The following is a 20,724-nucleotide window of genomic DNA, read 5'->3' on the forward strand; positions in this document are numbered from 1 at the left end:
TCAAAATTGGGATTTTTATGTCGTTTTCTGCTTCCCCGGCGCGTTTATTGGTTCTCGTCGGGCTATTGATACTGCTTATATTTGCTGCGGCACTGAGCCTGTTTATTGGCGCAAAACCGATGCCTGCCGCAGTTATCACCGACGCCCTCTTTGGCGCTTGCCACAGTGCAGATTGCACCATCATTCGCGATGCGCGCCTGCCGCGCACGCTGGCAGGCTTACTCGCCGGCGGCGCGCTTGGCCTTGCCGGTGCGCTGATGCAAACCCTGACGCGCAACCCGCTGGCCGACCCGGGCCTTTTAGGCGTCAATGCGGGCGCCAGTTTCGCCATTGTGCTCGGCGCCGCGCTGCTCGGCGCGACCACGCCAACGGAGCAGCTGATGTTCGCTTTTTGCGGCGCATTCGCCGCCTCGCTGCTGGTGGCGTTTACCGGCAGCCAGGGCGGCGGCCAGCTTAGCCCGGTGCGCTTAACACTGGCTGGCGTGGCGCTCACCGCCGTGCTCGATGGTCTCTCCAGCGGCATTTCGCTGCTCAATGCTGATGTCTACGATCAGCTGCGTTTCTGGCAGGCCGGTTCCCTTGATATTCGCACGCTGGCAACCCTGCGCGTGGTGCTGATCCCGGTGCTGCTGGCTGCGGGTGTGGCATTACTGCTTAGCCGGGCACTTAATAGCCTGAGCCTCGGCAGTGACACGGCGACGGCGCTTGGCAGCAGAGTGGCGCGCACCCAGCTGCTGGGCCTGCTGGCGATAACCGTGCTCTGCGGCAGCGCAACGGCGGTCGTCGGGCCCATCGCTTTTATCGGCCTGATGATGCCCCACCTCGCGCGCGGGCTGGTTGGGGCCGATCACCGCTGGTCGCTTCCTGTCACGTTAATTGCCACCCCTGCTCTGCTGCTGTTTGCCGATATTATTGGTCGTGTGATCGTACCGGGCGAACTGCGCGTTTCGGTAGTGAGCGCCTTCATCGGCGCGCCGATGCTGATTCTGCTGGTGCGCCGCGCGCGCGGAGGCGGCTTATGATCGCCCCCTCCCGCCGTTTAGTGGCCAGCTGCCTGCTGATGGTTATCGCCGCCCTGCTGCTCGCAGCCTTCGGGTTGCGCAGCGGTACGGTGATGCTCACCTTTACGCAGGTTTTCGACGCGCTAAGCGGTACTGCGCCGCGCGCGATGCAGCTGGTGGTGATGGAGTGGCGCTTGCCGCGAGTGTTAATGGCGCTGGTGGTTGGCGCGGCGCTTGGCGTCAGCGGCGCGATTTTCCAGTCCCTGATGCGTAACCCGCTCGGCAGCCCGGATGTCATGGGCTTTAATACCGGTGCGTGGAGCGGCGTGCTGGTGGCGATGGTGCTGTTTGGTCAGCATCTGACGGCAATTGCGCTGGCAGCGATGGCGGGCGGCATTCTTACCTCGCTGGTGGTGTGGCTGCTGGCCTGGCGCAACGGCATTGAAACCTTCCGCCTGATTATTGTCGGCATTGGCGTACGCGCGATGCTGGTGGCCTTCAACACCTGGCTGCTGCTGAAAGCGTCGCTTGAAACGGCGCTCTCCGCCGGGCTGTGGAACGCCGGATCGCTCAATGGCCTGACGTGGGCAAAAACGCTGCCGTCGGTGCCGATTATGCTGGCGATGTTTTTTTTCGCCGCCCTGCTGGCACGGCGCATGCGCCTGCTGGAGATGGGCGACGACAGCGCCTGTGCGCTGGGTGTCAACGTTGAGCGCTCGCGTTTGCTGCTGATGCTGGTTGCGGTGGCGCTGACCGCAGCCGCCACGGCGCTTGCCGGGCCGATCTCCTTTATCGCGCTGGTGGCACCGCATATTGCCCGCCGCCTGAGCGGCACGGCGCGCTGGGGGTTAACCCAGTCCGCGCTCTGCGGCGCGTTGCTACTGCTGCTGGCGGATATGATCGCCCAGCGCGGCTTTACGCCTTATCAGCTACCGGTTGGCGTGGTCACCGTCAGCCTCGGCGGTATTTACCTTATCGCCTTGTTAATTCAGGAGTCCCGCAAGAAATGAGCGCCTTATCTCCCCGTCTGCGCGGCGAAGCGTTAACCCTGGGCTACGGCAAAAAAGTGATTGCCGAGCAGCTGAGCGTCGCCATTCCCGATGGCCATTTCACCGCCATCATCGGCCCGAATGGTTGCGGGAAGTCGACCCTTTTACGTACCCTCAGCCGCCTGATGACGCCGAGCGAAGGACATGTCTACCTGGACGGCGAGCAGATCCAGCGTTTTGCCAGCAAAGAGGTGGCGCGACGTATTGGTCTGCTGGCGCAGAACGCTACCACGCCTGGCGATATTACGGTGCAGGAGCTGGTGGCGCGCGGGCGTTACCCGCATCAGCCGCTCTTTACCCGCTGGCGCAAAGAGGATGACGAGGCGGTTAAGCGGGCGATGAAAGCTACGGGCGTGGAGAGCCTGGCGCAGCAGAGTGTCGATACGCTTTCCGGCGGCCAGCGCCAGCGGGCGTGGATCGCCATGGTGCTGGCGCAGGAGACGGCGATTATGCTGCTTGATGAGCCGACCACCTGGCTTGATATCAGTTATCAAATCGATCTGCTGGAGCTGCTCAGCGAGCTGAACCGCGAGCAGGGGTATACGCTGGCGGCGGTGTTGCATGATTTGAATCAGGCATGCCGTTACGCCACCCATTTGATTGCGCTGCGCGACGGGAAGATTGTGGCGCAGGGCGCACCGAAAGAGATTGTCACCGCCGGGTTGATCGAAGAGGTGTACGGGCTGCGCTGCATGATCATTGACGATCCGGTAGCGCATACACCATTGGTGGTGCCGCTGGGGCGCAGCGGTTGAACGTTGTTGGCAAATCCCATTGCCGGATGGCGGCTATGCCTTATCCGGCCTACGGTAACGAAGCCGCTGAAACCGCGTAGGCCGGATAAGCGGTTACGCGCCATCCGGCATTATCTCCGCGGCACCAATTGCCGGATGGCGGCTTCGCCTTATCCGGCCTACAAAAGCGAGCCCACAGCGACACCGACTTTGTTTTTATCTGCAATATCACAGCGAGGGGTTGTGTCCCCGCTGAAATCGGCGAACCGAAGCGTGAATGACAAGGTCTGGACGCCATGGATGGCGGACAGAGGCGAACCGAGACAGGATGTCGAGTCGAGCCGGCCGCCGTCAGGCACGCGGGAGGTGAGCGCAGTGCGCAGCACCGATTTCCTCGCGGGGCCGCGGGGATTGACAAGGGGAGCGCGGCCGCTTCCCTTGTCCCGTTCACCGCAGAAGAGATTAATGAAACTCCCCAGCGCCTGGTGAACGGAACCATTCCACCGAGGTAATCCCATCGCCGGATGGCGCGTAAACGCTTATCCGGCCTACAACATTTTTTACCTCTCCAATAACTCCCTCAACACCGGCCCGATCTGCCCGAACGCCTGCGGGGAGATGATATCGACATGGGCGCAATCCTGACGGTACACCGCCAGCTCGCGCACCCAGGGTGCCCAGGCGCGTTGCGGGTCGGTGCCCGGCGGCAGGGTGCGCTCGGCGACAAACAGCGTGGCTTTACCATCAAATGGCACGCTGTGCGCAGTGGTCAACAAGCGCACCGCATCGGCGTAATTCCCCTCAATCTGCGAGAAAAGCTCCGTGGAGGCCTGCCCCTGCTGCGCGGCGAGAAACGCCTGGCGCTCGCGCTCAATCTCCGCCAGCACGGCGGGATCAAGGCCGTTGGCCTCTTTCTCTGCCCAGTTTTGCGTCTCCGGCGGCCAGGTATCGAGCAGCCCGAGGAACGCCACCTCTTCACCGCGCTGGCGCAGCCGCGCCGCGATGCCGTGCGCCAGTGTACCGCCAAGGGAGTAACCGAACAGGTAGTAAGGCCCGTGCGGCTGCTGCGCCAGTAGTGTTGCTAACTGTTGATCGCAGGCCTCATCCAGCGTTGCCGCCTGCTGTAGCGGCCCATCCGGGCGCGGAGACTGAATACCGGTAATCGACCAGCGCGGCGCAAGATAGCGTGCCAGCACGCTGAACTGCCAGGCAAAACCGGAGGCCGGATGGAAGCAGAAGAGCGTCGGCCCCGCGCTTTCGCGCAGCGGCAGCACCGCTTCCAGCCCGAGCCGCCCGGCCTGCTCGTTTGAGAGCGGCTGTTCAAGCTGCGCGGCCAGTTTCTCCACCGTCGGCGCGACCATAATCTGTCCCGGTGTCACCTGGCGGTCAAACTCGCGGCTAAGTTGCGCAGCAAGCCGCATTGCCAGCAGCGAGTGGCCGCCAAGGGCGAAGAAATCCGCCTGCGCATCATTCACTTCACAGCCCAGCAGCGCGGCAAAGGCCTGCGCCACCTGCGTTTCCATCCCGGCATTGAGCGGGCGACCGCCCTGCTCTGCCTGTAACACGGGCAGCGGCAGCGCTTTGCGATCCAGCTTACCGTTGGCGCTGAGCGGCAGCGCACTCACCTGCATTAACAGCACCGGCACCATATGCGCCGGTAACTGCGCACGCAGCTGCTCCAGCAGTGCAGCCGTATCCAGTTGCTGACCAGAAGAAGAGACCAGGTAGCCAACCAGCTGGCGGGCATCGCCGCCGCTCGCCGCCGCCTGATTAAAGACGCAGGCGTGGGCCACCGCCTGAGCGATATCCGGCAGCGCCAGCATCGCCCGGTCAATCTCGCCAAGCTCAATGCGCTGACCGCGAATTTTTAGCTGATCGTCGCTGCGCCCCAGATACTCTACCGCGCCATTCTCCAGCCAGCGGGCAACATCCCCGGTGCGGTACATGCGCTCGCCCGGCGCAAAGGGATCGGCAATAAAGCGGCTGGCAGTCAGATCCGGGCGACCGAGATAGCCCTGCGCCAGCTGAATGCCGGTGAGATAGAGATCGCCCGCCACGCCGAACGGCACCGGGCGCATCATCGCATCCAGAATGCGCAGCCCCGTGTTCCACACCGGGTAACCAATCGGCACACTATTGCTGCGCACCTGCGCCAGCGTCTCGCCATACGCCGGATAGAAGCTGACATCCACCGCCGCTTCCGTCGGGCCATAGAGGTTATGCAGCGCCACGCCGGTTAAGGCTTCCCACTCGCGGCAGAGATCGGCGGGCAGCGCTTCGCCGCTACAGAAAACCTGCTTCAGCGTGCGGCAGCTCTGCTGCGCGCTTTCCGGCGTCAGCGAGGCAACAAAGGCCGCCAGCATCGACGGTACAAAGTGGGTCGTCGTCACACCCGCTTCAGCAAAGAAGGCTTGTAACGCCTGCGGATCGCGGTGCGCCTCCGGCTCGGCCATCACCAGGCTGGCGCCAGCGATAAACGGCCACCAGAACTCCCATACTGAAACATCAAAACTACACGGCGTTTTTTGCGCCACCACGTCCTTAGCGCTAAGCGGATAGGCTGCCTGCATCCACAGCAGGCGGTTGACGATGGCGGTATGCCCGACCATCACCCCTTTTGGTCGCCCGGTAGAGCCGGAGGTGAAGATGATATAAGCCGTCTGCTCCGGGCGGGCCAGATTGAGCGGCTCAGCGCCATTGCTCTCCAGCGGCGCGTCGTAGCAGAAGTGCGCCAGCCCCGGAATATCGGCGAAGCGCGCATGCTGATCGTCGGTGGTGATTAAAAGACGCGGGCCAGCATCCTCCAGCATCATGCGCAGGCGATCGTCGGGGTAGCCGGTATCGAGCGGCAACCAGGCGGCGCCCGCTTCAACAATGCCATGCAGCGCGAGCGTCAGGAAAACCGAGCGCGGCAGCGCAACCGCCACGCTGTCGCCAGGCTGCACGCCCAGCGCGCGTAGCTGGTTCGCCAGCGCCACCACTTGCTCGCGCATCTCCCGGTAGCTGAAGTGCCAGCGGGCATCGGATAGCGCCGGGGCATCGGGGGTTTTCGCTGCCTGCTGTGCCACCAGCTCGCTCAGGGTAGCCCGCGGCAGCGACACGGCGGTGGCGTTGAGCTGTGTGAGTTTTTCCGCCTCTTTCGCGGTTAAGAGTTCCGCATCGCCACAGCGCAGCGCCGGGTTGTCGGCAAACTGCTGCAACAGCTGGGCAAGGCGCGCAACGTGGATGTTGAGCGTTGCCTCGTCGTAGCGGCTGCGGTTCGCCAGCACCTCCAGCGACAGCCCGCCCGTGTCATCCGGGAAGATCGCGATCTCCAGATCGTTGACCGGCCCGGTGGCTAAGGTGTGGGTAATGCCCGGGATGCCGTCAAGATCGAGCTGGTAATCAAACAGTTTGACGTTCAACACCGGGCCGAACAGCGGCTCACTCCCCGCCGCGCGCCCGGCGTCACGCACGATCTGCTCTGCGTCGTAACGCTGGTGGCGGCGCATCGCTTTCAACGTTCGGGCAAGGTCGCTGGCCAGCTCCGGCAGCGTTTGCGTGCCATCCAGATGAATACCCATCGGCAGGACATTAAGCACCGGGCCGGTGGCGGTGAGCGCGGCCGATCCCATGCGGCGCATAAAGATAAACCCGGCGGCATAATCGGTGCGTCCGCACAGCCGACCCAGCCAGAGCGCCACTAAGGCCAGCGCCAGATCGGCGGGCGTCGTGTTTGCCATCGCCTGGCTCAGGCGGCGAAAGGCTGCGCGCTCCAGGGCGACATTGAGGCGCAGAATATCGGTAGTTGCCGCGCGCCCTGGCAGCGGTTCGCTGGAGAGCGATACCGGTGGCGGAAGCGCGCGCCGCTGCTCTGCCCAGAAAGCGGCATCGCGCGTAAAGGCATCGCTGCCCTGATAGCGTTGATACTCTTCCACAACCTCAGCAAAGGGGGTAAATAGTGAGGCGGGCGTCGGCTCGCCACGTCGCCATGCGCTATAAATAGCGGCAATCTGGCGGGTTATGGCGGGGAAACTGAAGCCATCAACCAGCAAATGGTGATAACGCTGATACCAGTACCAGCGCCGCTCGCCGACGCGCATCAGCTGGTGGTGCACCAGCGGTTTGCCGCTCTCCACGCGCAGGTTTTGCGCCAGATCTGCCTGCATTAGCGCCAGCGCGGCGCTGTGTGCATCGCCCTGCTGGTGCAGGTCGGCAATGGCGGGCGCGGCAAAGGTCAACGTCTCATCGACAGACTGCCACACTTCGCCGTTATCTTCGGTGAAACGCATGCGCAGCGTGTCAGCCTGCATCAGGCCGGTGACAATCGCCTCGCTGAGCTGCACGGCATCGATATCGCCCTCAAGCTCAACATAGTGCGCCACGCTCCAGGCATTCGGCAGCGAGGTGAGTTTTTCTGCCATCCAGATCCCCGGCTGGGCGGCGACCAGCGGTAAACGTTCGCTCATCTTCCGCTCCTTATTGCGCGTGGGGGTGCGCATAGTGCGCCGGGGTTAAGCTCTGCCAGTGTGCTGCCAGCCAGTTGTTACAGTCCGCCTGCGATTGCGGCTCACAGATGATATGCCAGCCTGCGGGCAGCGCGCACTGCGCGGGCCACAAACTGCACTGCTGCGCGCTGTTTTGCAGAATATAAAACCGCCCTTGCGGATGATCGAAGAGGTTGGTGAACTCCATAGCAAACTCCTGTCGTGGAAAAGCGCCCCGGCGTTAGAGCGGCTGCCAGAGGGTGATTAACCCCGCCGTCAGCCCGCCGCGCCAGCAAAGCGCATCATGTCCGCCGTCAACCTGACGCCAGAAAACCCGCTGCTGTGTTTGTTGTAAAAGGGATAAAAGGGTCTGGTTGGTACGAAAAATCAGCGGCTCGCGCACCCCGGCTTCAAGCACAATGCGCAGCCCCTGCGGGCCTATTTCACCCCGTTTGAGTTGTTGGATAAGCAGCCCTTCACCCTCGCCGCCGCGATGTGGCCACCAGTAAGAGCCGGACTGGCTCAGCACGCAGCCAAAGCGCGTCGGCCAGTGTAGAGCGGCATAGAGCGCTGAAAGCCCGCCGAAACTCTGCCCCGCCACCACCGTGCGATCGGCGCGATCGCTGAAGGAGGCAATTTCGCGTACCTGCGGCAAGAGCTCCTCCTGCACCGCCAGCCAGAAATCGGCATTACAGGGCAGCTCCTGGCTGCGCTGAGCATTATTGATGGCGTCAATCAACACATAGACCGCGGGCGGCAACTGGCGGGCGTTAGTCAGCGCCGCCAGCGCAGGCCACACCGGCATGCTCTCGGCCCAGAACTGGCCGTCGAGCAGGATCGCCAGCGGCCGTTCGGTATCCTGCGCCTCGCCGGTGACATAGACCCAGACGCGGCGGCGGTTTTGCAGCCGCTGGCTCTGCCAGTGCAGCAGATGAGGGGGTGTGAAAGCGGTATTGGTTGCCTGCCAGCCAGGCTGAGCCGGTGCATCGGGCATCTCCAGCGCCGAGACCGGATGACCACGCCCGCCGCGCCAGCTTTGCGCATTCAGCGGGTCGGCAACCGCACGCGGCAGCAGTTTGCGCCACCCTTCACGCAGCGCCGCGCGATCTGGCGGCACGCTGGCGAAAACGGTAGCGGCGAAATCGTTATCCTGTTCAGAGGGGATCAGGCAGTAGCTGCCGCGCCAGCCCGCTTCGAAGGTGGTTTTCCAGCACCAGACATCGCTTCCGGCGATGCGTGCCAGTGATTGCGGCTGCGCTTGTTGATGGTGATCGGTAACACCAGTGATGTAGATCCAGACCCGGCGCAGGCGCGAAGTCTGCTCTGACCCCGCCGGATCGCGCCACCAGAAGGTCACTTCATAGCACCCGTCGGCGGTTTTAACCCACTCCGGCCCCTGTTTTGACGCCCACCAGGCATCGCTTCCCGTCGTTGACGTCACGGTTTAACCCCAAATCGCTGCGGACTTATTTTTATCGATCAAAATTTATAGATAATATTATTGATAACTATTCTTATTTGCAATAGCGTATTGGCGCGCTGTGGGAAGCGCGTCTTTCACCTAACTCTGCCTGTCGCAGGCCTTTTTTCTCAGGGCTGAGAGAATTGCCGCGCGCGGGCTTCATCACTGCCGTCTCCTCTCCCCTAGGAATGGAGAGTTACGGGGATACGGCAAAGGAACGCAGGTAACATAATGAATAAGAAGATGAAATCCCTGACCTTGCTGGTCAACCTCGGGATCTACGGCGCGGCAATGCCCGTGATGGCGGCGGATGAGAAAAGCAGCGACGCCAGCAGCGCGGACACTATCGTCGTCACGGCGGCACAGCAAAACCTCCAGGCACCCGGCGTGTCGACCATCACCGCCGATCAAATTCGTAAGAACCCGCCAGCCCGTGATGTGTCGGAAATTATCCGCAAGATGCCGGGCGTTAACTTAACCGGCAACGCCACCAGCGGCCAGCGCGGCAACAACCGCCAGATCGACATTCGCGGTATGGGCCCGGAAAACACCCTGATCCTGGTCGATGGCAAACCGGTCACCAGCCGTAACTCAGTACGCTTAGGCTGGCGCGGCGAGCGTGACAGCCGCGGCGACACCAGTTGGGTGCCAGCAGAGATGATTGAGCGCATCGAAGTGATCCGCGGCCCGGCCGCCGTGCGCTACGGTAACGGCGCGGCGGGCGGTGTGGTGAATATCATCACCAAAAAAGATAGCGCCCAGGAGTGGCATGGATCATGGAACGCCTACGTCAACGCGCCGGAGCATAAAGCGGAAGGCGCCACCAAACGCACCGACTTTAGCCTCAGCGGCCCGCTGGGCGATGATGTCAGCTTCCGCCTCTATGGCAACCTGGCGAAAACCCAGGCCGATGCGTGGGATATCAACCGCGATCACCAGTCTGAACGCACCGGGATTTACGCCAATACCCTTGCCGCCGGGCGCGAAGGCTCAATCAATAAAGATATTAATGGCGTGGTGCGCTGGGATTTCGCACCGCTGCAGTCGCTGGAGTTCCAGGCGGGCTACAGCCGCCAGGGCAACCTCTACGCGGGCGATACGCAAAACACCAATAACGACAGCAGCAGCAATAACTACGTGCGCGAGAACTACGGCAAAGAGACCAACCGTCTCTATCGCCAGAACTACTCCGTCACCTGGAACGGCGGCTGGGATAACGGCATTACCACCAGCAACTGGATCCAGTATGAGCACACGCGTAACTCACGTCTGGGCGAAGGTCTGGCGGGCGGGCTGGAAGGGCTGTTCAACAGTAATAAATTCACCGATATCGACCTCTCCGATGTGATGCTGCACAACGAGGTGAACCTGCCGCTGGATCTGCTGGTTAACCAGACCCTGACGCTGGGCACCGAGTGGAACCAGCAGCGGATGAAAGATCTCGCCTCTAATACCCAGGCCTTCCAGGGCGGGGCGATTAGCGGGCTGAGCAGCACCAACCGCAGCCCCTACTCCAGTGCCGATATCTACTCCATTTTTGCCGAAGACAATATGGAGCTGACCGACAGCACCATGCTGACCCCGGCGCTGCGCTTCGATCATCATACCATCGTTGGCGATAACTGGAGCCCGTCGCTGAACCTCTCGCAGGGATTAGGCGACGATTTCACCCTGAAAATGGGCATTGGCCGCGCGTATAAAGCACCGAGCCTCTACCAGACCAACCCGAACTACATTCTCTACAGCAAGGGCCAGGGGTGCTACGCCAGCGGCAACGGCGTCGGTTGTTACATGATGGGTAACGACGACCTGAAAGCGGAGACCAGTATCAATAAAGAGATTGGCCTTGAGTTCAAACATGATGACTGGCTGGCCGGTGTGACCTGGTTCCGTAACGACTACCGCAATAAGATTGAGGCGGGTTATTCGCCGATGGCGCAAACGGCGGCGGGCGCGACTAAAACCGATATCTACCAGTGGGAAAATGTGCCGAAAGCGGTGGTTGAAGGGCTGGAGGGTACGCTGAACGTGCCGGTTTCTGAAACGGTGGCCTGGAGCAACAACTTCACCTATATGCTGCAAAGCAAGAACAAAACCACCGGCGAGCGGCTCTCCATCATTCCGGAATATACGCTGAACTCAACGCTGAGCTGGCAGGTGACGCAGGATGTCTCTTTGCAATCGACCTTTACCTGGTACGGCAAACAGCAGCCGAAGAAGTATGACTACAAAGGCCAGCGCGTGACCGGCTCTGCGACCAACGAAGTGAGCCCCTACAGCATTGTGGGACTCAGCGGCACCTGGGACGTGAACAAAAACGTCAGCCTGACCGCCGGCGTCGATAACCTGTTTGATAAGCGCCACTGGCGCGCGGGCAATGCCCAGAGCACCGGCGGCACTACCGGCTATATGTATGGCGCGGGCGCAGAGACCTATAACGAATCGGGCCGAACCTGGTTTATGGGCATCAACACCCACTTCTGATAAGAGCCTGAACTGCTACAAAGAGAAGGCCCCGTCATTGCTGGCGGGGCCTTTTATTACTGATTACCTGGGTGTGGAATATCTGACACTGTTATACCCCGCCCGGCGCTTATCTCCGGCACTCACTCTAAGGTGGTGTTAGCTCTTTGCTGGGGTGAAATAACAATAAGCCATCGGAAAATTCCTAACAAGAGGAAAATAATACCTGTACGTGAATATATGATATCGATCATACTTTCTTGCTGCAGTTCATCTGCTGGTGTGATGAGCGTCACGACGCTTTTTCACGCAGTCGTCAACCTGTTTACCGGCGTAAAAATGATGACCCGGCTAAAGCCTCTCTCTCAGCACGATCGCCGCAAGTGTGCTGATTTTTTGCTTTAGTTGCCTGAAAATGCAGCAGCAGATATTATTTTGCACTGCGGAATTTGACTTAAATTCTGCAGAAGTTTACAAAAGATACCGCCTTTCCCCTATCCGACTTGCGTCTTTGCGGTTTTCGTCCAGGCTTGCCTTTCAGGCGCTGGAAAAATAGCAAAGGTTCGCCCGGTTCAGGTTTGCGCGCCACCGACGTTTCTATAATTTGCAGGCATCTGTGAGTGGAGTATCGAATGTTCTCTTTTGTCGCCCGCCAGGCGATTTTTGATGCAAATATGAACACAGTCGGCTACGAGTTGCTGTTCAGGGACAGTATGACCAACCGGTTTCCTGACGTCACACCGGAGTACGCCACTGCGCAAATTATTGTTGAACAGTTTCTTGGCGCACCGCTGGGGCGGTTAAAAGAGTACAGTGCGATTTTCGTCAACTTCCCCTATGAACTGCTGGTACAGGGAATGGCGGAAACGTTGCCGAAAGATCGGGTGATTGTTGAGATCCTCGAAACCGCCGAGCCCACGCCGCTGCTGCTGGAAAGCATCAAAAAACTCTCCGCGCAGGGTTTTCGCATTGCGCTGGATGATTTTGCGCTCGGTGATACGTGGAACGACTTCCTGCCCTTTATTCACATTATCAAATTCGACGTGCGCAATAATACGCCGGAGGAGATTGGCGGTTATATCAAGGGCAAAGCTCATCTACTGCGCAACACGCTGTTTCTCGCCGAAAAGGTGGAGACCCAGCAGGAGTATGAGTGCTACAAAAACCTCGGCTGCACCCTTTTTCAGGGCCACTTCTTCAGCCGCCCGGTGATCCATGCGGCGAACAAACTGATTCAGAACCAGGCAATCACCCTCCGGCTAATGAAAGAGGTGAATGCCGATAAGCCCGATTTCACCCGCATCGAGGCGCTGTTAAAACAGGATCTCGCCCTCTCCTTCAAGCTGATGCGCTATGCGCAAAATATTGTCTTTAACGCGCGCGGAATTAAAAACGTCCGCAGCCAGTCGTTAAAAGATATTATTTTTTATCTCGGTGCCAATGAGCTGCGCCGTTTCGTGCTGGTCTCCTGCCTGACCTCGGTAAATAAAGAGGAGATTGGCGAGATCTATCAGCAGAGCCTGATCCGCGCCAGGTTCTGCGAGCTTGCCTCGTCACACTCTATTACGCGCCACTCGGCGGATGATGCCTTTATCGTCGGTCTTTTTTCGCAACTCGACAGCATTTTTGAAATGCCGATGGCCGATCTGATTGGCCAGATTGATATTTCCAACAATGTGATGATGGCGCTGAAAGCGCAAAAAGGGCCGCTCTATCCCTATTTGCGCCTGATTGAGCTGTATGAAAACCATCAGTGGGAAGAGGTGAGCGCGCTCGGCCATCGCCTCGGTTTTCATCGCGGCACGGTGGCTGAGCTGGTCAAAACCGCGACCGAATGGACGCAGGCGATCCCCTCAACCCGCCGCTAATTTTAGTTTCTGCGTCAAAAGGCCGATGTAATTAACAGAACGCATCCCTTTGGACGAACACGATGGAATCACTCTCGGTATATGGCTACCGCCTCGGCAACGATCATGAGGTGGAATATCTGCCGTTTAAAAAACGCCTGATTAACTACGCTTCGCCGGGTAAGGCTGACTATTTACGCACTACCATGGCAAACCTGCTCCACTTTCTGCTGACGCACGCCGTCGGTCGCGTGGTAGCAGACAGAACGCTGCAAACCCAGGTGTGGGAAAACAATGGCCTGAGCTGCTCCAGCCAGCGGCTGTGGCAGGTGATGAATAACCTGAAGCGTAAGCTGGCAGCGTTTGATCTGCCTGAGGATTTTATTCTGCGCGTCGAGGGTAAAGGCTACCTGATCCCCGAAGAGAAAGTGCTGCAACTCTACTGCCGCCAGACCTTTTTTGCCGCCGGTGAACACCCCCCACATGCGGGCGTGACGCGTTAATGGCTAACGAAGCCCCCTATTTTTATCCGCCTTATCCGGCCATTTATGCTAACGTTGTGCCGCCGCAGGCGATGCGGCACCCTCCACTCCCCCTGCTGGCAAAATTGAATGAGGCTTTATGAGAATTGGTATCGCGTTTCCCGTGCTGGTATTTATTGTCGCCGTGGCATTCCTGACCTGGTTTATTGTCGGCGGCTACGCCACACCGGGCGTTTAATATTAAGAGGCCTCCCGGCTGCGTTATTCAATACAGCGCATCACTTGCCGTTCAACCACTTTAATTTGTGATCCTGCTCGCCTTTTGGCGGGTGTAGAATGCCGGGCACGCAAGTTCACCGGAGCAGTTAATGAATATCATCGAAATCATCATGTCGGCGGGTCGGGTATCCGTAGATGTTGCCCTTTATACCCTGCTGCCGATCATGGTGGTGATGCTCATCATTATGAAGTACCTCGAGGAGAAGGGCGTACTGGACGCGATTGTCCGCCTCACCTCCCCGGCTCTCAAACCTTTTGGTATTAGCGGGATGGGCATATTTGCCCTTATTCAGCTTAACTTTGTCAGCTTTGCTGCTCCGCTCGCCGCGCTGGCGATTATGGAGCGGCGCGGAACCTCCGATCGTCATCTCGCCGCCACGCTGGCCATGGTTTTTGCCATGGGCCAGGCCAATGTCTTCTACCCTCTCACCCCCTTTGGTCTGCACTGGGGCGCGGCGATTGGCATTTCGCTGATTGGCGGGCTGGCGGCTTCGTCGTTTACCTACTACCTTGCCGGTCGCAGGCTCTCCAGCGCCACGCTGCGTGACGAAGAGGGCGAGCTTTCGCAGGAGAAGCCGCGCGCCGGGCTGATTGCGGTGATTAACGGCGCAGGGGCAGATGCGATTCGCTTATCGCTGGGCTCACTGCCGATGCTGCTGCTGTCGCTGACGGTGGTCGGCATATTAAAAGCAGCGGGCGTGGTGGAAGCACTGACGTCGCTACTGACGCCGCTGATGTCTTTCTTTCACATCTCAACGGTCTACGTGTTGCTGACGCTGACCAAATGTCTGGCCGGCGGTACTGCTTATTTTGGTGTTGCATCCGAAATGGCGCAGCACGGGCAGCTGACAGCGGCGCAGATTAACGCCTCGGCAGGCTTTCTGGTACAAACCCTCGATCTGCCGGGGATCGGGATTTTTCTCGGTATCGCCAGCCGCTTTGTACGCCTCTTCCGCTTCGCGCTTGCGGGCGCGATTGTGGGCATTCTGCTGCGCACGCTGCTGCACGCGTTACTGTTTTAGGAGGCCAGCGCCCCGTCACTGCGCATCGCACTGTAGAGGGAGCAGAGCGCCTGCAGGCTTTTAGTGCCGGTGCGTTTCATCAGGCTGTTACGCTGCACGCTGATGGTCGTGGGGCTGACGCCACGGATACGGGCAATGTCGTCAAGGGAGTGACCGCCGAGGATCAGCCGCATGATTTGCTGCTCGGCGCGGGTAAACTTGAGGCTGTCGTGGCGATAGCCGGGCGGACTATTCTGCCTGGAGAGCATGTTCATGACGGCCAACGCCTGACGCAGCTCGTCAACCCGCAGATTCTCTGCAAGGCAGAGTTTCACCATCCCCGGGAAGAGCAAGCTCAGGGATTCAAAATGGCGCTCGGCGGAGATAAAAATCGCATAGTGCGTCGGCGGACGGGAGAAAAAGAGCCCGTACATCTCCACAATATCCATCCCGGCGGTGACATAAATCGCCAGTTCGCTGCTCTGATATGGTTCGCCCCTCTCCTTACGCAATTGCCGGATGATTTGCTCAATACCAAAGATGAAAAGGCGATCCTTTCCGTAGATTGTCATGATAGCTCCAGAGGTTATTATCTTATTTATCCTGCGAGGCGCGCAGGCTATTTTTTTCCTGAGTGTTAGGGATGTCCTGAATCAACGCAATATAGCTTTTTCACTTCGTTTAGGCTTTGTTTAACTTTCCGGAGTGTGAATTCCAACGCTACTTTTTTCCTGCGGCAGAGAATTTACGCCAGGAATAAATTTATTCTGCTTGCGGTCAGCCATAAAAAAACCTGAAATCACAAAAGCCAGTAAAAATAGATAACCCATTGTTATTTATAAACTTTAAAAGACCAGGATTATCTTTAAAAAAACTTAAAAATTAAAATAATCATGCATATCAAATGTTCGATCGCAGTCTCAAAACACTATTTCAAATTGTGTAAAAGTGTGTTCCACGAACTACTTTTTAGAGAGCATGTTTTACAGAATTTATCTCTGAAGAGCGCTAACGCTTTTTAACACCGTATTTTGTGTGGTGAATCCCCCTCAGCGGCGGGGTCATGCTGATATACGTTCACGCTCAGTAGCGTTTCATTTTTATGGACGGATTGGGGTTATCGGCCCCCAATTCACCGGGAGGCACCCGGCACCACACACCCATTTATAGTGAACAGGCTGGCATTTTTTATGCGGTAATTATCAATGCTTTATTATATTAAAAATCATTATTAAGCTTGCTAATAATTCCGGCTTAGATCCGGCTTTTTCATGCGAACCATGTTTATAACAACCGTCTGCGTTAATGCAGAGAACATCTTGTACCTTTGAGAAAAATAATAGGGGATTTTATGTTGCGCACATTATTAATAGCCACATTACCTTTTATCACTCTTGCTACCCACGCCGTCACCTTTGATTATCGCCACGAAATGAATGACAGCGGAGGGAATAATCACAAAGACCGCTTATTAATGTCTCACCGTTTCGCTAACGGCTTTGGTCTGTCGCTGGAGGGGAAATGGAAAGGCTCGCAGGATAAAGATAAAGCCTACCATGAGACCCTGAGTAACGGCACCGAAGTGGTGGCCAGCTATATCTACAAGATCAACCCCACTTTCCAGCTGGAGCCGGGTTTCTCACTGGACAGCAGCTCGTCTGCTAACAACTACCGCCCTTACCTGCGCGGCAAAGTGAACTTTGACAGCGATGTTAGCGCGACCCTGCGTTATCGCCCCTATTTTAAGCGTAACTCCAATAATATCGGCACTAATAAACAGACCAGCGAGAACGGCTACAACCTGACGGCAGCGATCTCCTGGAAGCTATTTAAAGATTATCAACTCGATTATGAACTCGACTATAAACATGCCACCTCTGCGGGCGTGTTGATTGCGGATAACGAGAATTATGACTGGACCCACGATGTCAAACTGACCTATAAGCTGGATAAAAACTGGTCGCCTTACGCCGCAATTGGTAATGTCTCCGGCAGTAAATATACCGATGAACGCCAGACGCGTTATCGCGTTGGGGTGAAATATAATTTCTGATAACCGCATCGCTAAATAGGGGTTTCTCCTGAAGCCCCTATTTTTATAAGGAACAGCCTAATGATGATAAAGAGCAGTGTTGCGCTTGCGGTAAGCATCGCGGCAATATTTTCAACTCACGCGCTGGCGCAAGAAAATGCGCGGCTGGAGAGTGTAAAAGCTTTCGCCGATGCGGTTATTGCTAAAGCCAGCGATAAACAGCATCCGGATGTTCCCCTGCTGGCCGATGGCGTCGATCCGCGAACCGGCAAGCAGCTGGAGTGGGTCTTCCCGGATGGCAGAAAGGCGGTGTTGTCGAACTTCTCTGCGCAGCAAAATTTTATGCGCGTGCTGGTCGGGTTGAGTGAGTTAACCGGCGATGAGAAGTATAAGAAGCGCGCGGAGGATAATGTCCGTTACTACTTCCAGCACTATCAGGATGAGAGCGGGTTACTGCTGTGGGGCGGGCATCGCTTTATCGATCTCAATACGCTACAGCCCGAAGGACCGAGCGAAAAAGAGCAGGTGCATGAGCTGAAAAATGCCTATCCCTGGTATGCGCTAATGTTCTCTGTCGACAAAGCGGCGACGGCGCGTTTTATTCGCGCCTTCTGGAATGCGCATGTTTATGACTGGAAGATACTCGAAACCAGTCGCCACGGTGAATATGGCAAACCAATGGGCAAATTATGGGTCAGCGAATTTGAACAGCAGCCGCCGTTTTTCGCCACCAAAGGGCTCAGTTTCCTCAATGCCGGTAATGACCTGATCTACTCCGCCGCCATGCTTTATCAATATGAGGGCGAACAAGGCGCGCTGACCTGGGCAACAAGGCTGGCAGAGCAGTATGTGTTGCCGCGCGATAAAAAGACCGGGCTTGGCGTTTATCAATTCACCCAGGCGCTGAAACGCGCTGAAACCACCGACGATAGCGATACCAATTCGAAGTATGGCGACCGCGCGCAGCGTCAGTTTGGCCCGGAGTTTGGCGCTGCGGCGCTGGAAGGCAACATGATGCTGAAAGGCAGAACCAGCACTCTCTACTCGGAGAATGCGTTAATGCAGCTGGCGCTGGCAAAATCGCTGGGCAATAAAGGGGATGACCTCAAAAAATGGACGCTGGATGGCCTGAAGGCGTTTGCCCACTACGCCTACGATGAGAAAACCAACACTTTCCGGCCAATGCTGGCCAACGGCACCGATCTCTCGGGTTACCACCTGAAGCGTGACGGTTATTACGGTAAAAAGGGCACCGAGCTGAAGCCCTACCCGGCGGGCAACGAATTTCTGCTCTCTTATGCCCGCGCCTGGACGCTGGCGCAGGATGATGAGATATGGAAAGTGGCACGCGGCATTGCACGCGGCCAGGGGCTTGGCGATATTGGTGAACCGGGCGGGAAAAACAGCCAGCTCAATCTGCAGACGCAAAACAGCGAGCCGTACACGATTTTTGCGCTGATTGATTTGTCGCAGGCAACCGGTGATAAACGCTATCTCACGCTGGCGGATAAGGTCGCCGACAATATTTTAGCCAGCAAACGGCTGAATAACTTATTCATCGACGATCGCCGCTATGTTTACGCCAATATTGACAACATCGCCCCCTATGCCTTGCTGGCGCTGGAGGCCGCGCATCGCGGTAAGCCAGATGCCGTTGCCCCCTTCCTGAATGGGGCAGGTTTCACCGAAGGTGCCTATCTGATGGCGGATGGCAGCGTACGTTATTCCACGCGTGATGATGAGCTGTTCAAGTTGCAGGAAGGCGAGCAACTGAAGCCGAACGGCAAAAAGTAGAGAACGTTACTCCCTTTCCCCTTTACCGGCAGGCTGGCTACAAATGAAGCAGGTTGTGCTATTTTTGGGAGGGGCAAGAAGGGAGGACAGGGTATGAAGTTCAATGATGAGCTCACGGGACTCATTGGATTAGCCATTGGTGCAGCGGTGATTGGCCTGGTTGCGGCGCGCGAGCCTCTCAGTCGGGACAATATTGTGCGTGAAATTGAGCGGCAAGGACGGGACCGGGGAGATGGCGTTGAGGAAGAGGTGTTTCTCAAAGCCGCGGAGCTGGTCAGTAAAGGCGTGTAGCCACGCCCATTAATCACAACAGGCGAGTTTGCCACAGCGGCAAACTCGCCTGTTTGTTTCTATTTCACTGTACCTTTAATACCGTGCGGCTCCGCGCGCTGATACTGCGGCGCAATATTGACGGCACCGCCCAGTTTTGCGGCAGCGTGCCACGGCCAGCGCGGGTCATAAAGCATGCCGCGTGCCAGCGCCACCAGATCCGCCTCGCCTTGTTGCAGAACCGTTTCTGCCTGCTCTGCTTCGGTGATCAGCCCTACGGCAATAACCGGCATCTTTGTCCTTTCGCGCAGCGCTTTGGCAAACGGCACCTGATAACCCGCTTTTACGCTGATCTGCTGTAGCGGAGAGAGCCCGCCGCTGGAGACGTGCACATAGTCGCCGCCGGCCGCTTCAATCTGTTCGGTGAGCGCTGCGGATTGTTCGATATCCCAGCCCCCCTCCACCCAGTCGGTAGCCGACAGGCGGAGCCCGACCACAACGGAAGCCGGAACCGCTTCACGCACTGCGCGGAACACTTCCACGGTGTAACGCTGGCGGTTTTCAAGGCTGCCGCCATATTCATCGTCGCGTTCATTAGAGAGCGGAGAGAGGAATTGATGCAGCAAGTAGCCATGCGCCGCATGGATCTCGATCACCTCAACGCCAAGCTTCACCGCGCGCAGTGCGCTGTCGACGAAACGCTGCTTAACGCGCGCCAGATCCGCTTTGCTCATCGCGTGCGGTGGGCGTTCTGTTTCGTCATATGCCTGCGCAGAGGCGGAGAGTGTCTCCCACCCGCCCTCGTCCAGCGAGAGTTGCTTACCGCCCAGCCACGGCGCGCTGGTAGAGGCTTTACGCCCGGCGTGACCGAGCTGAATACCGATTTTGATCGGCGAATAGCGGCGAATATCGTCCAGCACCACGCGCAGCGCCTCTTCGGTGGCATCGTCCCACAACCCGAGATCCTCAGGCGAAATGCGCCCTTCCGGCTCAACGGCGGTCGCTTCAATAATCAGCAGACCGGCTCCCGAGAGCGCCAGGTTGCCGAGATGAATACGATGCCAGGCGGTCGCTTTACCTTCGTCAGCCGAATACTGACACATCGGTGCGATCACAATACGGTTATCGAGCGTCACACGCCCGAGCGTCACTTCTGAAAATAATTTGCTCATATCTCATCCTTTTCCGGCTTCGTTCACTGCGCAATTGCAGGCATCCGCGCGCAGTAAAGAGAAGAAACTGTCAGCCAATTACCATAGCTTGTCTTTGGCGGGATGTGCCGTTAGCGGCAGGCTGAACGATATTCAGGCAATCAATGGTCTGGTTAACGTTATGAAAGCTAAGTTGAAAATAATTTTCCGAATTTGCGATAAAAGCACATATATCGCGATGCGCAGGAGGAGGATATCCTGCCGCAGAGAGGGTTATTATTGCCGTAAGTCATTTTTTAACCGCCAGCGCAAGGCAGAAGATCACCTGAATTTTTTCAGCATCAGCGCAACCATATAGCGATCTTTATTGCAATGGTGATTAAACGGCGGCGAGCAAATAACACAACTCTGGCAGCGTGAAGTATTAGTGCTGTCTATTGCGCATTAACCTGAGCCGTTTCGAAGCGGAGAAAGATCTGAAAGTAAGATTTTGCCGCTAAGTGAGAATATTCTCAGTTATGACGGATATAAGTGAAACTTTCTGTCGCTTATTGCGACGTCGTTGAACAAAGCGCATGCGCAATGTTTAAGTAATCTTACAGTGTCGCTGAAATCGCTGCCCTTCTAACCTATAAGCTATTTTCTTAATACTGCTTAAGCTTCAACCAGGGCTTAAGTTAAAAATAACCCTTA

16 protein-coding genes are annotated in these 20,724 nt (G+C 57.4%); 11 read left to right on the forward strand and 5 right to left on the reverse strand.

All coding sequences use genetic code 11. The features are described from left to right. Positions 1-17: 17 nt before the first annotated feature. Genes fepD through fepC form a run of 3 tightly spaced genes read left to right on the forward strand, consistent with a single transcriptional unit; the run spans position 18 to position 2,805 of the window. On the forward strand, positions 18-1,022 hold the full coding sequence (gene fepD / locus IAE48_RS22095) for a Fe(3+)-siderophore ABC transporter permease (RefSeq protein ID WP_200135598.1): 1,005 nt from the start codon (positions 18-20) through the stop codon (positions 1,020-1,022). Beyond that, positions 1,019-2,011, forward strand: coding sequence for an iron-enterobactin ABC transporter permease (gene fepG, locus IAE48_RS22100; RefSeq protein ID WP_200135599.1), 993 nt, complete (start codon positions 1,019-1,021; stop codon positions 2,009-2,011). The genes fepD and fepG overlap by 4 nt, the downstream gene beginning before the upstream one ends. Beyond that, the gene (fepC, locus tag IAE48_RS22105) at positions 2,008-2,805 is read left to right on the forward strand and encodes an iron-enterobactin ABC transporter ATP-binding protein (RefSeq protein WP_042713302.1); all 798 of its coding nucleotides are present in this window, start codon (positions 2,008-2,010) and stop codon (positions 2,803-2,805) included. The genes fepG and fepC overlap by 4 nt, the downstream gene beginning before the upstream one ends. Before the next feature lie 539 nt (positions 2,806-3,344). Here fepC and entF read toward each other — a convergent pair. From entF to fes, 3 genes are read right to left on the reverse strand one after another with little or no spacing between them, the layout of a single operon-like run. Then, the gene (entF, locus tag IAE48_RS22110) at positions 3,345-7,232 is read right to left on the reverse strand and encodes an enterobactin non-ribosomal peptide synthetase EntF (protein ID WP_200135600.1); all 3,888 of its coding nucleotides are present in this window, start codon (positions 7,230-7,232) and stop codon (positions 3,345-3,347) included. 10 nt (positions 7,233-7,242) lie between these two features. Further along, positions 7,243-7,458 (reverse strand): MbtH family NRPS accessory protein, encoded by a 216-nt coding sequence (locus IAE48_RS22115; RefSeq protein WP_200135601.1) that lies wholly within the window; start codon positions 7,456-7,458, stop codon positions 7,243-7,245. Between the two features lie 33 nt (positions 7,459-7,491). Next, positions 7,492-8,691 carry an enterochelin esterase gene (gene fes, locus IAE48_RS22120; protein WP_200135602.1) on the reverse strand — a complete coding sequence of 400 codons (1,200 nt, stop codon included), beginning with the start codon at positions 8,689-8,691 and terminating at the stop codon, positions 7,492-7,494. A gap of 252 nt (positions 8,692-8,943) precedes the next feature. On the opposite strand from fes, the gene IAE48_RS22125 reads away from it, so the two are divergent. The 5 genes from IAE48_RS22125 (at position 8,944) to IAE48_RS22145 (ending at position 14,805) form a co-directional block, all read left to right on the forward strand. Continuing rightward, positions 8,944-11,196 (forward strand): TonB-dependent siderophore receptor, encoded by a 2,253-nt coding sequence (locus tag IAE48_RS22125; RefSeq protein ID WP_200135603.1) that lies wholly within the window; start codon positions 8,944-8,946, stop codon positions 11,194-11,196. Between the two features lie 611 nt (positions 11,197-11,807). After that, positions 11,808-13,043: an EAL and HDOD domain-containing protein gene (locus IAE48_RS22130; protein ID WP_042717837.1), complete on the forward strand. Its 1,236-nt coding sequence runs from the start codon at positions 11,808-11,810 to the stop codon at positions 13,041-13,043. A gap of 62 nt (positions 13,044-13,105) precedes the next feature. Then, the gene (locus IAE48_RS22135; protein WP_200135604.1) at positions 13,106-13,525 is read left to right on the forward strand and encodes a helix-turn-helix domain-containing protein; all 420 of its coding nucleotides are present in this window, start codon (positions 13,106-13,108) and stop codon (positions 13,523-13,525) included. A 118-nt stretch (positions 13,526-13,643) separates the two neighbouring features. Continuing rightward, positions 13,644-13,742, forward strand: coding sequence for a YoaK family small membrane protein (locus IAE48_RS22140; protein WP_042717833.1), 99 nt, complete (start codon positions 13,644-13,646; stop codon positions 13,740-13,742). Positions 13,743-13,872: 130 nt separating this feature from the next. Continuing rightward, complete coding sequence (locus IAE48_RS22145) at positions 13,873-14,805, forward strand: nucleoside recognition domain-containing protein (protein ID WP_042717832.1); 933 nt, start codon at positions 13,873-13,875, stop codon at positions 14,803-14,805. Here the strand turns inward: IAE48_RS22145 and IAE48_RS22150 are convergent. Continuing rightward, positions 14,802-15,356, reverse strand: coding sequence for a helix-turn-helix transcriptional regulator (locus IAE48_RS22150; protein WP_200135605.1), 555 nt, complete (start codon positions 15,354-15,356; stop codon positions 14,802-14,804). The genes IAE48_RS22145 and IAE48_RS22150 overlap by 4 nt on opposite strands. 779 nt (positions 15,357-16,135) lie before the next feature. Between IAE48_RS22150 and IAE48_RS22155 the strand changes: the two genes are divergently transcribed. The 3 genes from IAE48_RS22155 to IAE48_RS22165 all read left to right on the forward strand — a co-directional run bounded on the left by IAE48_RS22155 (position 16,136) and on the right by IAE48_RS22165 (position 18,901). Beyond that, the gene (locus IAE48_RS22155; RefSeq protein WP_200135606.1) at positions 16,136-16,837 is read left to right on the forward strand and encodes an oligogalacturonate-specific porin KdgM family protein; all 702 of its coding nucleotides are present in this window, start codon (positions 16,136-16,138) and stop codon (positions 16,835-16,837) included. Between the two features lie 63 nt (positions 16,838-16,900). After that, complete coding sequence (locus tag IAE48_RS22160; protein ID WP_200135621.1) at positions 16,901-18,610, forward strand: pectate lyase; 1,710 nt, start codon at positions 16,901-16,903, stop codon at positions 18,608-18,610. Positions 18,611-18,703: 93 nt separating this feature from the next. After that, the gene (locus tag IAE48_RS22165) at positions 18,704-18,901 is read left to right on the forward strand and encodes a hypothetical protein (RefSeq protein WP_042717826.1); all 198 of its coding nucleotides are present in this window, start codon (positions 18,704-18,706) and stop codon (positions 18,899-18,901) included. Positions 18,902-18,960: 59 nt separating this feature from the next. On the opposite strand, the gene IAE48_RS22170 is transcribed toward IAE48_RS22165, so the two are convergent. Next, on the reverse strand, positions 18,961-20,052 hold the full coding sequence (locus IAE48_RS22170) for an NADH:flavin oxidoreductase/NADH oxidase (protein ID WP_200135607.1): 1,092 nt from the start codon (positions 20,050-20,052) through the stop codon (positions 18,961-18,963). Between the last annotated feature and the right edge of the window lie 672 nt (positions 20,053-20,724).

Source organism: Kosakonia sp. S57 (assembly GCF_016516575.1).
Taxonomy (GTDB): domain Bacteria; phylum Pseudomonadota; class Gammaproteobacteria; order Enterobacterales; family Enterobacteriaceae; genus Kosakonia; species Kosakonia cowanii.

Excerpts from the sequence above, each read along its gene's own strand:
- IAE48_RS22145 (WP_042717832.1), top strand. The coding sequence starts at position 13,873 with ATGAATATCATCGAAATCATCATGTCGGCGGGTCGGGTATCCGTAGAT.
- IAE48_RS22165 (WP_042717826.1), top strand. The coding sequence starts at position 18,704 with ATGAAGTTCAATGATGAGCTCACGGGACTCATTGGATTAGCCATTGGT.
- IAE48_RS22140 (WP_042717833.1), top strand. The coding sequence starts at position 13,644 with ATGAGAATTGGTATCGCGTTTCCCGTGCTGGTATTTATTGTCGCCGTG.
- IAE48_RS22170 (WP_200135607.1), bottom strand. The coding sequence starts at position 20,052 with ATGAGCAAATTATTTTCAGAAGTGACGCTCGGGCGTGTGACGCTCGAT.
- IAE48_RS22160 (WP_200135621.1), top strand. The coding sequence starts at position 16,901 with ATGATAAAGAGCAGTGTTGCGCTTGCGGTAAGCATCGCGGCAATATTT.
- IAE48_RS22150 (WP_200135605.1), bottom strand. The coding sequence starts at position 15,356 with ATGACAATCTACGGAAAGGATCGCCTTTTCATCTTTGGTATTGAGCAA.
- IAE48_RS22130 (WP_042717837.1), top strand. The coding sequence starts at position 11,808 with ATGTTCTCTTTTGTCGCCCGCCAGGCGATTTTTGATGCAAATATGAAC.
- fepC (WP_042713302.1), top strand. The coding sequence starts at position 2,008 with ATGAGCGCCTTATCTCCCCGTCTGCGCGGCGAAGCGTTAACCCTGGGC.
- IAE48_RS22125 (WP_200135603.1), top strand. The coding sequence starts at position 8,944 with ATGAATAAGAAGATGAAATCCCTGACCTTGCTGGTCAACCTCGGGATC.
- entF (WP_200135600.1), bottom strand. The coding sequence starts at position 7,232 with ATGAGCGAACGTTTACCGCTGGTCGCCGCCCAGCCGGGGATCTGGATG.
- fepG (WP_200135599.1), top strand. The coding sequence starts at position 1,019 with ATGATCGCCCCCTCCCGCCGTTTAGTGGCCAGCTGCCTGCTGATGGTT.
- IAE48_RS22115 (WP_200135601.1), bottom strand. The coding sequence starts at position 7,458 with ATGGAGTTCACCAACCTCTTCGATCATCCGCAAGGGCGGTTTTATATT.
- IAE48_RS22155 (WP_200135606.1), top strand. The coding sequence starts at position 16,136 with ATGTTGCGCACATTATTAATAGCCACATTACCTTTTATCACTCTTGCT.
- fepD (WP_200135598.1), top strand. The coding sequence starts at position 18 with ATGTCGTTTTCTGCTTCCCCGGCGCGTTTATTGGTTCTCGTCGGGCTA.
- IAE48_RS22135 (WP_200135604.1), top strand. The coding sequence starts at position 13,106 with ATGGAATCACTCTCGGTATATGGCTACCGCCTCGGCAACGATCATGAG.